The following is a 10,960-nucleotide window of genomic DNA, read 5'->3' on the forward strand; positions in this document are numbered from 1 at the left end:
AGGTCGAGCAACATCAAATGCTCGGCCCGCTCTTTCGTGTCGGCCAGGAGCTCTTCGGCCAGTGCCTTGTCTTGCTCAGGCGTCGTGCCGCGGGGCCGCGTGCCTGCGATCGGTCGGATCGTCACCTCGCGTTCTCGCACGCGCACGAGAATCTCGGGGCTGGATCCCACAACGGCGAAGTCGCCGAAGTTCAAATAGTAGAGAAACGGAGAGGGGTTCACACGCCGTAAGGCGCGGTAAAGCGCAAACGGGGGAAGCTCGAATGGCGCTTCGAAACGCTGGCTGAGCACGACCTGAAAGATATCGCCGGCGGCGATGTACTCCTTGGCGCGCGCCACCTTCGCCATGTAGTCCTCGGGCGGCGTGGTCGACCTGGGCTCAGGATGAGGCGCATCCGCACCCAGCTCGCCACCGTGGGGCAGGGGCTGGTCAAGGCGTTCCAGAACAACGTTGAGCCTGTCCGCGGCCCGCGCATACGCCGCCTTGGCGCTGACGCCTTGCGCCGGGCGTACTGGCGTCACCACGGTCATCTCGTCCTTGACGCTATCGAAGATGACGATAAGCGTCGGCCGCACGAGAATACTACTCGGCACGTTCAATGGGTCGGGCTTGCCGCCCGGCAGATCCTCGGTCAACCGGACCGTGTCGTAGCCCATATAGCCGAAGATCCCGGCCGCCATCGGCGGCAGCTGATGCGGCAGGGTAATCGCGGACTCCGCGAGCAAAGCGCGGAGCGAGGCGAGCGTGGACTCAGACGTCGGCGCAAACGCGTCCGGATCGGCCTGCGGGCTCCGGTTGATTTCTGCGGTGTTTCCCTCAGAGCGCCAAATGACATCCGGCTCACAGCCGATAATCGAGTAGCGGCCGCGCGTGGCGCCGCCCTCGACGGACTCCAAGAGGAAACTGTTGGGCCACTCATGCGCAACCTTGAGCATCGCCGAAACCGGCGTCTCCAGGTCGGCCACGAGCCGCGTCCACACGACCTGCGGCACGCCGTCGTCATACAGACGCGCAAAGCTCCCGAAGTCCGGTTCGACCGGGGCCGAACCGCCGTCACGCGGAAGGGGTGTCACCGGGACCGGCGCCGGGCTCATGGCTCCTCGCTGGTGCCCACCAGCTTGGCGAGAGCCTGCTGATTGACGCGAACGCCATACCGGCTCTCCAATGCGCTGAAATACTCCGCGATCGTATCCTCGCTGAGCAAGAGCCCGATCTGGGAATTCAGCCGCTTCTTGACGCGTTCATCGAGTACCGGCGCTGCGACGATGTCCTCGACCTGAAACACGATGCGGCCTTCGTCGACGCCCGAGGGCGCCGAACCGAACCCGCCCTTCGGCAAAGTGAAGGCCTGGGACACCGCGGCGGGCAGCACGTTCACGGTGATGTCGTCCCGTTTCAAAGCCGAAGTCGGCAGGATCTCCGTATCGAGCTCTTGAGCGACGCCGTCCAGCGTCTTGCTGCCGTTGTTCAAAGCCGAGACCAAGCCTTGCGCGAACTTGGAGACCTGGTTCCGCGTTGCCTCACCCCGCCAGTCGCTCTCGACTGCCTCACGAACCTCGTCGAACGGCTGCAACTGCGAGGGCGTCACGCCGAGGACCTCGTACCAGATGACACCTTCGTCGCGCGCATCTATCGGATCGTTCTCGATCCCGGCATCGGTGGCGAACACACCGATCAGCAGATCCTTCTGCGCCGGGAGCGTGACCGCCGACCCGCCCGGTGTGCGGCCCTCGCGATCGACTTGATCGATCACTTTGTAATCGAGCTTCAGCTTGCCCGCCGCCTCTTCGAGCGTCGATCCCGCAGCGAGCTCGTCCTCAACCTGGTCATGCACGTCGAAGATGGCGCCCGAAGACCGGTCCTTGAGAATCTCTTTCTCCAGATCGGCCTTCGCCTCGTCGAATGTCGGAATCTTCTCCGGCTCGATTTCGACCACCCGCACGACCGCGAAGCTTCCAAGCTTGCCCTCGATGGGCTCGCTGACGGCATCCTTGTCCAGCTTGAACGCCGCCTCGGCGATCGCCACATCGGCGAAGTCCTTCTTCGAAACAGTGCCAAGATCGATGTCCGTCTCAGTCAGACCCAGCTCCTTGGCGACTTCGACGAAATCGGTCCCTGAGGTGATCTTCTGATGGGCCGCTTTCGCGGCTGCCATGTCCGGCAAAGCGATTTGCTGGAGCTGACGGCGCTCCACGTTCCCAAGCGTCTCCTTCTTGGCCTCGTACGTTGCCTTGAGATCGTCTTCCGTGATGTTGAGCTCGTCCTTGACCGTCTCGGGTGTCACGGCGAGCACACCGACCTTGCGGTATTCCGGCTGTGTGAACTTCGCTTGGTGATTGTCGTAAAACTTTTTCAAGTCCTCGTCGGTCGGCGCGCCAACGCCGTCCGCGGCCGACTTCGGCACAAGCACATATTTCAGGATACGCCGTTCCTCGTTGAACTGGTTCAGCGCATCCATCAATGCCTTGGGGCTCTGCGCCACTTCGCCAACGGTGACGAGCAGCTGCCGCCGCAAATTCTGTTCGCGCAGCGTGTAAAGATAGCTCGCTTCGTTCATGCCGATATTGCGCAAGGCGGCCTGGAAGTTGAGCGGGCTGAAATTTCCCGACGCATCCTGGAAGGCCGGATCCTTCATGATCTGCGCGAGCAGCGCATCGTCGCTGACGCCGAGGCCCAGGTGCTTCGCATGGGTATCGACGGCAGCGCCGCCGATGAGCCGCTCCAGGACACGCGTGTCGAGCCCGGCGGCTCGCGCTTCCTGCAGACTGAGGCTGCGTCCCTGCTGCTGACTCATCGAGCGCAGCACATCCTGCTGCACGCGGGCATAGTCCTGCGAGCTGATATCCGTATCGCCAACACTGATCAGGGTTTGCCGGCCGTAGCCGGTGAAGATGTCTGCAATACCCCAGACGGCGAAGCTCACCACCAGCAGGGCAACCAAGATCAGACCCAATGTTCGTGCAGCGCCTTTGCGCAATGTGTCGAGTGCCACGCCTCGAAAACCTTCTCTGTGATCAATTGCCAAATCCGCGCCGGCGTCCGATGCTAAGACGCTCCAGCGCGGCGCGCGCATCATAGGTAGCCAATGCCAGCGCGGCAACACGCAGAAATACCTGAAAATCCGCATTTCAAGTGCCACAGTTAGCAGGGACCGAGGAGGGGACGTGACTGCGATCAGACCGCTTGTCGCCGGCAATTGGAAGATGAACGGCACCAGCAGCGCGCTTGGCGAGCTAGTCGCGTTGCGGGATCGGCTGGAGAAGGCGCCGCTCCCGGAGGTCGAAGTCATGGTTTGCCCGCCTGCGACCCTCCTGTCACGCGCCGCCAGCGTCCTCGCCGAGACCGCGATCGCGCTTGGCGCCCAGGATTGCCATCCGCTTCCCTGTGGCGCCCATACCGGCGACATTTCCGCCGAAATGCTGGCCGACGCGGGCGCCACGGCCGTTATCGTCGGCCATTCCGAGCGGCGCATCGACCACGGCGAGACCAGTGAAACCGTCAACGCCAAGGCACGCGCTGCCTATCGCGCAGGGCTGACCGCGATCGTCTGCATCGGCGAGACAGAGGAGCAGCACCGCGACGGCGAGACCGTCGACGTCCTCACCTCTCAGATCCAGGGATCGGTGCCGGAAGACGCCCAAGGCTCCAACACCGTGCTCGCCTACGAGCCTGTTTGGGCCATCGGCTCTGGCCTCACGCCCACGCCTGAGGACGTGGCCCGGCTGCATGGGGTCATCCGGGAGACCCTGGGCCAGGTCTTGGGGCCGGACCAAGGCGGCGCCACGCGAATCCTCTATGGCGGGTCGGTCAAGCCCAGCAATGCCGCCGAGCTGATGTCCATCCCCAACGTCAACGGTGCCCTGGTCGGCGGCGCCAGCCTAAAGGCCTCAGATTTCTGCGAAATTCTCGCTGTCTATCGGAGCGACTCGGCCACGTAGCGGGTCCCGAAAACCTTGGGCCCCGGCTTGCAAATCAGATAAGGTTCGCCTTGCCATCCACCTGAGGATGGCGGGGGAACCACGATCCCGGGAATGAGATGTCAAAGCTGCGCCCGATTGCCATCGCGCTGCTTGCCGCTTTTACCGCCGCGCCCATGAGCGCCGGCGCGGAGCCGCTTGAGCGTGAAGAGTGCAAGGCACTCGAATCGCAAAAGCGCACAATGCTCACGCCCAAGATCAAGACGGCTCTCAAGCAGGGCCCAGATTGGGTCAAGGAGAACCTCCACGACGCCGCAGAAATCGAGAAAATTCGCGAATATCTACAGGTGGAGGAGAAGGTGGCCTTCCGCTGCCGGACCGACGGGGTGCGCATTCCCAAGCCCCTGCCGCCACCGCTTCCCGACCGCAAGCCGGCCGTACCGACATACGTCGCCGACGGCGCGCCCAAGATTCTCGCAGGGGTTGCAGCCACGTCCTTCCTACCCCTGCGCAACCCCTCTCGATCCGATACCAAGACCGTCGAGGCCGACCCGCCTGCAGGCGAGGAGAGCGCCGGAGAAGGCGACATTACGACCGCTGCCGACGAAGAAGCCGAAGCAGGGCCTAGCCAAGCGATAGCGGATTCGGATAAGACAGCGCCTTCCGAGAACAAGGCGACACAATGAGTACTGTAATTCTGCTGATTCACGTCATGATCGCTCTCGCGATGGTGGGCGTCATCCTGCTCCAACGCTCCGAAGGCGGCGCGCTTGGTATTGGCGGCGGTGGCGGCGCCGGTGGCGGCGGCTTCATGACTGGCCGCGGCGCCGGAAATGCCCTGACCAAGACGACGGCCATCCTGGCGGCATGCTTCTTCGTCACCAGCCTGACCCTCTCGATCCTGGCGACCCAGCAGCGGGGCGACACGCCGAGCATCCTGCCGTCGGGAAGCGGCGGTGAAGGTGGGCTGAACCCGCTTCAGATTCCGGGCACGCCAGCGCCCAAAACATCGGATACGCCCGCCGCGCCGCAAGCACCGCAATCCCAATAGGCGTTTCACACAAGAAATTCTGCTCCAAGACGTCTCCCCACCCATGATGGGGCTACGCCTTGGCGTGGACTCGGTATAAGGTCGAGGCCCATGGCGCGGTACGTCTTCATTACCGGCGGCGTGGTTTCCTCACTAGGCAAGGGGCTCGCTTCGGCAGCGCTCGGAGCGCTTCTACAGGCGCGGGGCTTTAGCGTCCGCCTGTGCAAGCTCGACCCCTACTTGAACGTCGATCCGGGAACCATGAGCCCCTATCAGCACGGCGAGGTGTTCGTCACCGACGACGGCGCTGAGACCGATCTGGACCTTGGGCACTACGAACGCTTCACCGGTCGGCCGGCGAGCCAAGCAGACAACATCACCACGGGCCGCATCTACCAGGAGATCATCGCTAAGGAGCGCCGCGGCGACTATCTCGGGTCCACGGTTCAGGTCATTCCCCACGTGACCGACGCCATCAAGGCGTTCGTCACCACGGGCAACGAGGATGTCGACTTTGTCCTGTGCGAGATCGGCGGCACCGTGGGCGACATCGAGGGCCTGCCGTTCTTCGAAGCCATCCGCCAGCTCGGCAACGAGCTGCCACGCGGCCAAAGCGCCTATATCCATCTAACGCTGCTGCCGTTCATCCCGAGCGCGGGCGAACTCAAGACCAAGCCGACGCAGCATTCCGTCAAGGAGCTGCGCTCCATCGGTATCCAACCGGATGTCTTGTTGTGCCGCGCGGACCGGACCATTCCGCCCGACGAGCGCCGCAAGATCGCGCTGTTCTGTAACGTGCGGCCCGAAGCGGTCGTCCAGGCGCTCGACGTGGCGAGCATTTACGACGTGCCGATCGCCTATCACGAAGAGGGGCTCGACCGGGAGCTGCTCGCGGCCTTCGGCATTACCGATGCGCCCGATCCCGATCTTCGCATGTGGCGGCAAATCTCCGAGACCATCGCCGAGCCGGACGGCGAGGTGACCGTCGCCATTGTCGGCAAATATACCGGGCTGCAGGACGCCTATAAGTCCCTGAACGAAGCCCTCGTGCATGGCGGCATCGCCAACAAGGTGAAGGTCAATCTGGAGTGGATCGAGGCGCAAATCTTCGAGAGCCAGGACGCCGCCGCTTATCTGGAGAACGTCAACGGCATTCTCGTGCCGGGCGGGTTCGGTGAGCGTGGCGCCGAGGGCAAGATCAAAGCCGCGCGTTTTGCGCGCACCAGGCAGCTTCCTTATTTCGGCATCTGCTTCGGCATGCAGATGGCCGTGGTAGAAGCCGCGCGCAACCTCGCCGGCATCGAAGGCGCCAGCTCCACAGAGTTCGGGCCTTCGGCAGAACCAGTGATCGGCCTGATGACCGAATGGATGAAGGGCGACGAGCTGGAGCGCCGCGAGCAGAACGGCAATCTCGGCGGCACTATGCGGCTCGGCGCCTTTGACGCGGCGCTCGCCAAAGGCAGCAAAGTGGCGGAGATCTATGGCGGCACGGAAATCTCCGAACGCCATCGGCACCGTTACGAAGTCAACATGCGCTACCGCAATAAGCTGGAAGCGGCGGGCTTGCGATTCTCCGGCCTTTCTCCCGACGGCCTTCTGCCGGAGATCGTCGAGATTCCCGAGCATCCGTGGTTCATCGGCGTTCAGTTCCATCCCGAACTGAAGTCGCGGCCCTTCGCGCCGCACCCGCTGTTCGAGTCGTTCATTGGCGCGGCGGTCGAGCAGAGCCGCTTGGTCTAGTGCCGTCGACCTGACATGCCCGAGACACGTCACAAGGGTTCCTGCGCCTGCGGTCAGGTGCGCGTCGAGGCGAGGGGGGAGCCGTACCGCATTGGCCTGTGCCACTGCCTGACCTGCCGGAAAGCGCATGGCGCGCCGTTCAGCTTCTATGCGGTGTTCGACCCGGAGGCGGTGAGCGTCGACGGCGACGTGATTGCCTTCGCCAGCACCGAACATGTCCGCCGCTATGCGTGCGCCGAGTGCGGGGCGCCGGTCTATTCGACGTACGGGCGGACAGACGAGTTCTATCTGCATCCCGGCTCGCTCGACGACATCGGGGGCTTCGAGCCGACCTACGAGCTTTGGACCATACGGCGCGAGCCTTGGCTGCCTGAAATCCCGAGCGTGAAGTATCGCTATGAGAAGAGCCGCCCCAAATGGCGGCGTCACGAGAACTAGGGTTCCCCGTTGACGGCTCTGGGCCATAGCCCCATGGTCCGCCCCAAGGAAATCGCCCATGAACGAAGCCATGAAACCCGCCCCAGCGGCCGAAGTCGCCATCGGAAATGTCAGGTTCGGCAATGACTTGCCGCTGGCGCTGATGGCGGGACCTTGCGTCTTGGAAAGCCGCGCCCATGCGCTGGAGATGGCCAGCGCGCTGAAAGAAATCGCCGCAAAACTCGGCGTCGGGCTCGTCTACAAGTCGTCCTTCGATAAGGCGAACCGCACCAGCGCGGCGGGCGCCCGGGGGCTCGGGCTCAAGCAAGCACTCCCCATTTTTGCCGAGGTTCGCGAGGTGACCGGGCTTCCCGTCGTCACGGACGTGCACGAGCCGGAGCAGTGTGCGCCTGCCGCTGAAGCGGCGGATGTCCTGCAGATCCCGGCCTTTCTGTGCCGCCAAACCGATCTTCTCGTGGCGGCGGCGAAGACGGGCAAACCCGTGAACGTCAAGAAGGGACAATTCTTGGCGCCTTGGGACATGCGGCACGTGGTGGCGAAGGTGACGAGTGCCGGCAATCCCAACGTGCTTGTCACCGAGCGCGGCGTGTCGTTTGGCTACAACACGCTCGTCTCTGACATGCGCGCGCTGCCCATCCTCGCCGAAACCGGCGCGCCGGTGATTTTCGACGCGACCCATTCGGTGCAGCAGCCTGGCGGGCAGGGCGCCTCGAGTGGTGGCGAGCGGCGTTTCGTGCCGGTGCTGTCGCGCGCGGCCACGGCCGTCGGCGTGTCGGGGCTCTTTATCGAGACCCACCAGGACCCGGACGCAGCGCCGTCGGACGGCCCCAACATGGTGCCGCTGAAAGAGCTGGAGCCGCTGCTTGCCGAATTGATAGAAATCGACCGCTTAGTGAAGTCCCAAGCCTAAGACGTTTTACGCCGGCGCAATGAGACGCGCCGCTTCACCATCCCAGCGCCACAGATTGTCTTCCGTGAGGTGCGTGCCGCCCCACCAGTGATCCACTGCGCGGTGCTTGGCCCAATCGGCGCCGCCCGCAAGCACCGCCTTGCCGAGCGATGTCAGGCTCAAGCGGCTGGTGAGATAGGCCTTTGCAAGTTCGGGATCTTGATACTGAAACGGCGCGGACTCCAATCCCGCAATCAACGGTTCGTCGGCAAGCGCAAGCTGGTCCAGCAATCGCCAGAAGCTCCAATCGCCCATGAACTCGGCGTCTTCCATCTTCTGCACCGCGACGAAGGCTCCGAGCGCGGTCGCGGACTCGTCGGCTTCGATCGCTGCAAGCATCTGCCGCTCTGTGCGGGAAAGACCATCCACTCCCGGAAGTTCCTCCAGCATCCGCACGACAGCCGCGTGCAAGAACGGAAGCACGGAGAGGTCTTCATCGAGCAGCGCGGCCCACGCTTCGGGAGTCGGCTGACGAAAAGCGGCCCATGCGCGTTTGGCCAGATCGAGCTGCGCTTGCGTGACCGGCACCGCAGACGCCGCAAGTTGCGGAATCGCGTCAGGTTCTTGGCGGCCGATATAGTCCTCGACCTGGACCAGCGAAAGCAATCCGGCTTGAGGCGGATGATCGGCGAACCAATCAAGGACCTGCAAGAGTTGCAGCTGGTCGTATAGGTCGTGCTCAAACCACAGCATGACGCGATCGAACTCAGCGCTAATGCCGAGTCCGCGGTCACGCGCCGTCATCTCGAACTCTATGGTGCCGACATCACTTCCGGCCAAACCGGCCAAGTATTCAGCGCGGGCCTTGGCAAGAGCCTCTCGCGTGTCGGTGAGAGGCACCGGCCCTTCGTGCAACACGTCACGCCAAGGCAAGACCTCGGCGCCGATCAGCGTCTTGCGCAGGAGCTCGCCCGCAACATCGCCGTTGGTGATGACCAGGTCGGTCATCCGATCAACCGCGTCCCCGATAAGGCGCAACGCCCTGGTCGGGGATCCAGACGCCTTCGGGCGGCGTACCATGCTGCCAAAACACGTCGATGGGAATGCCGCCGCGCGGATACCAATAACCGCCGATCCTGAGCCAAGACGGCTCGATCAAGTCCACGATCTGCTTACCGATGGTGAGGGTCGCATCTTCATGGAACGCGCTCGCATTGCGAAAGCTGGCTAGAAACAGCTTGAACGACTTCGACTCCAAGAGCCATGCGCCGGGCGCATAGTCGATGACGAAATGTGCGAAGTCCGGTTGCCCCGTCACCGGACAAAGGCAGGTGAACTCCGGCGCGGTGAAACGCGCCACATAAGCCGTGTCCGCATGCGGGTTGGGGACGCGCTCCAGCACCGCCTCTTCAGGCGAGCCAGGAACTTTCGTCTCTTGCCCAAGCTGCCGCAGGCCTGTGATCTTGCGCGTCATCGTCTACTCCGCAGCGAGCCGCATGGGCGGTCCATGATAAACGCAGCCCTCGTGGCAGGAATCCCGCGCCACCACGATCTCGACCAGGCCGGGAAGCCGGTTGTGCAGCCGGTCCCACAGCCACATGGCGATGCGCTCCAGCGTGGGATATTGCAGGCCCTCGACCTCGTTCAGCATGCGGTGATCGAGCGCGTCGCGCGCCTCCGCCACGGCGGCGTCCAACTCATCGAAATGCACGATGATGCCCGTGTCCTCGTCGGGCTCGCCGTCCACGCTAATGCGCGCACGGAAGGAGTGTCCATGCACCCGCGAATTCGGGTGACCCGGTGGCGCCGATGGCAAGAAGTGCGCCGCCTCGAAGAAGAATTCTTTGTAGATACGCATAGGGGCTGTTTAGGGGATTTCGCGTGACCGGACCAGAGGTTAGAGCAGCCTCGCGACGTTTACGGCAGGCCCAGCAATTTGTGGGTCTGCAGACTCAAGCGCCATTTGGGATGGGCCAGGCAATAATCAATGGCCGCCTGCAGATGTTTGACGCCGCCGGTGCCATCGTCCAACGGTTGCAGCAGGTAATGGCTGAAATTGAGCGTCTGGACCTCCTCCGGCCACAGCCTGTCTTGCGGATAGACCAGCTTCAGCTCATCGCCTGAGCGCTGCCGGAGCGGCGCGCCGGGCTTCGGACTGACGCAGACCCAATCGATCGAGGTGAGCACGGGGAGGGTGCCGTTCGTCTCGATGGCCACCTCAAAGCCGACTGTGTGAAAGGCATCGACCAACGCCTTATCGACCTGCAGCATCGGCTCACCGCCGGTCAGTACGACGAAGGGCGGCGTGCCCGAATTGCCGCGCCAGGTCTCGCGACAAGCCACCGCCAAGGCATCGGGGCCCGCGAACTTGCCGCCGCCCGGACCATCGGTCCCAACAAAGTCCGTGTCGCAGAAATCGCAAATCGCCTGCGCCCGATCCACCTCGCGGCCCGACCACAGATTGCAGCCCGCAAAGCGGCAGAAAACCGCCGGCCGCCCGGCCTGGGCGCCTTCGCCTTGCAGCGTGTAGTAGATTTCCTTGACGGTATACATCTGGCGCGGAATTTGACGCCTTCGCGTCCCGCGAGCAAGTGCCGAGGTGCCGCAACGTAAAATCGCCCGGACATCTGAATCGAGCGCGATGCCCGGGCGATCCACCTATCCAGAGCTACTCGGCCTTTTTCTCGCCGGGCGGCGTGTACTTGCCCGGAATGACCTTTTCCGGCGGGTTGGTGACGACAGCGGCTGGCCTTCTCGTGGCCGGCCTTTTTATTGTCGGGTTCGCCGCCGTCACGAGCAAGACGTCGCAACCCACCTGAACGCAGCCTGAACCAAGCGTTGTCTGGCGGTCACTTAGCGGCTTTGGTTGCGCGACCGCTGGAGGAGGCTTGCCATTCCCAATAGCCCTTGGCGCGGAGTTCGCAGGCCGGACATTCGCCGCAGCCA

Annotated in this window: 12 protein-coding genes; 6 read left to right on the top strand and 6 right to left on the bottom strand. The window is 63.5% G+C overall.

Going from position 1 to position 10,960, the window contains the following annotated elements:
- Both ABY454_RS10950 and ABY454_RS10955 read right to left on the bottom strand, forming a co-directional pair.
- On the bottom strand, positions 1 to 1,094 hold a 1,094-nt coding region (locus tag ABY454_RS10950; RefSeq protein WP_372930634.1), incomplete at its 3' end, for an anthranilate synthase component I family protein.
- Positions 1,091 to 2,992: a SurA N-terminal domain-containing protein gene (locus tag ABY454_RS10955; RefSeq protein ID WP_372930636.1), complete on the bottom strand. Its 1,902-nt coding sequence runs from the start codon at positions 2,990 to 2,992 to the stop codon at positions 1,091 to 1,093. The genes ABY454_RS10950 and ABY454_RS10955, both read right to left, overlap by 4 nt.
- 172 nt (positions 2,993 to 3,164) lie before the next feature.
- On the opposite strand from ABY454_RS10955, the gene tpiA reads away from it, so the two are divergent.
- The 6 genes from tpiA (at position 3,165) to kdsA (ending at position 8,035) form a co-directional block, all read left to right on the top strand.
- Positions 3,165 to 3,938: a triose-phosphate isomerase gene (gene tpiA / locus ABY454_RS10960; protein WP_372930638.1), complete on the top strand. Its 774-nt coding sequence runs from the start codon at positions 3,165 to 3,167 to the stop codon at positions 3,936 to 3,938.
- A gap of 98 nt (positions 3,939 to 4,036) precedes the next feature.
- Positions 4,037 to 4,603 (top strand): hypothetical protein, encoded by a 567-nt coding sequence (locus ABY454_RS10965; protein ID WP_372930639.1) that lies wholly within the window; start codon positions 4,037 to 4,039, stop codon positions 4,601 to 4,603.
- Positions 4,600 to 4,968, top strand: a complete 369-nt coding sequence (gene secG / locus ABY454_RS10970) for a preprotein translocase subunit SecG (protein ID WP_372930640.1) — start codon at positions 4,600 to 4,602, stop codon at positions 4,966 to 4,968. The genes ABY454_RS10965 and secG overlap by 4 nt, the downstream gene beginning before the upstream one ends.
- A 90-nt stretch (positions 4,969 to 5,058) precedes the next feature.
- Positions 5,059 to 6,687, top strand: a complete 1,629-nt coding sequence (locus tag ABY454_RS10975; protein WP_372930641.1) for a CTP synthase — start codon at positions 5,059 to 5,061, stop codon at positions 6,685 to 6,687.
- Positions 6,688 to 6,702: 15 nt separating this feature from the next.
- The gene (locus ABY454_RS10980) at positions 6,703 to 7,125 is read left to right on the top strand and encodes a GFA family protein (RefSeq protein WP_372930643.1); all 423 of its coding nucleotides are present in this window, start codon (positions 6,703 to 6,705) and stop codon (positions 7,123 to 7,125) included.
- 58 nt (positions 7,126 to 7,183) lie between these two features.
- Positions 7,184 to 8,035: a 3-deoxy-8-phosphooctulonate synthase gene (gene kdsA, locus ABY454_RS10985; RefSeq protein WP_372930645.1), complete on the top strand. Its 852-nt coding sequence runs from the start codon at positions 7,184 to 7,186 to the stop codon at positions 8,033 to 8,035.
- A 6-nt stretch (positions 8,036 to 8,041) separates the two neighbouring features.
- Here the strand turns inward: kdsA and ABY454_RS10990 are convergent, their stop codons facing one another.
- From ABY454_RS10990 to queE, 4 genes are read right to left on the bottom strand one after another with little or no spacing between them, the layout of a single operon-like run.
- On the bottom strand, positions 8,042 to 9,022 hold the full coding sequence (locus ABY454_RS10990; protein WP_372930647.1) for a DUF1835 domain-containing protein: 981 nt from the start codon (positions 9,020 to 9,022) through the stop codon (positions 8,042 to 8,044).
- A 4-nt stretch (positions 9,023 to 9,026) separates the two neighbouring features.
- Complete coding sequence (queF, locus tag ABY454_RS10995) at positions 9,027 to 9,488, bottom strand: preQ(1) synthase (protein ID WP_372930649.1); 462 nt, start codon at positions 9,486 to 9,488, stop codon at positions 9,027 to 9,029.
- A gap of 3 nt (positions 9,489 to 9,491) precedes the next feature.
- Positions 9,492 to 9,872 carry a 6-pyruvoyl tetrahydropterin synthase family protein gene (locus ABY454_RS11000; RefSeq protein ID WP_372930651.1) on the bottom strand — a complete coding sequence of 127 codons (381 nt, stop codon included), beginning with the start codon at positions 9,870 to 9,872 and terminating at the stop codon, positions 9,492 to 9,494.
- A gap of 59 nt (positions 9,873 to 9,931) precedes the next feature.
- Positions 9,932 to 10,567, bottom strand: a complete 636-nt coding sequence (queE, locus tag ABY454_RS11005) for a 7-carboxy-7-deazaguanine synthase (protein WP_372930653.1) — start codon at positions 10,565 to 10,567, stop codon at positions 9,932 to 9,934.
- Positions 10,568 to 10,960 lie beyond the last annotated feature (393 nt).

This window comes from Methyloceanibacter sp., assembly GCF_041573655.1.
In the GTDB taxonomy this organism is placed as follows: Bacteria; Pseudomonadota; Alphaproteobacteria; order Rhizobiales; family Methyloligellaceae; genus Methyloceanibacter.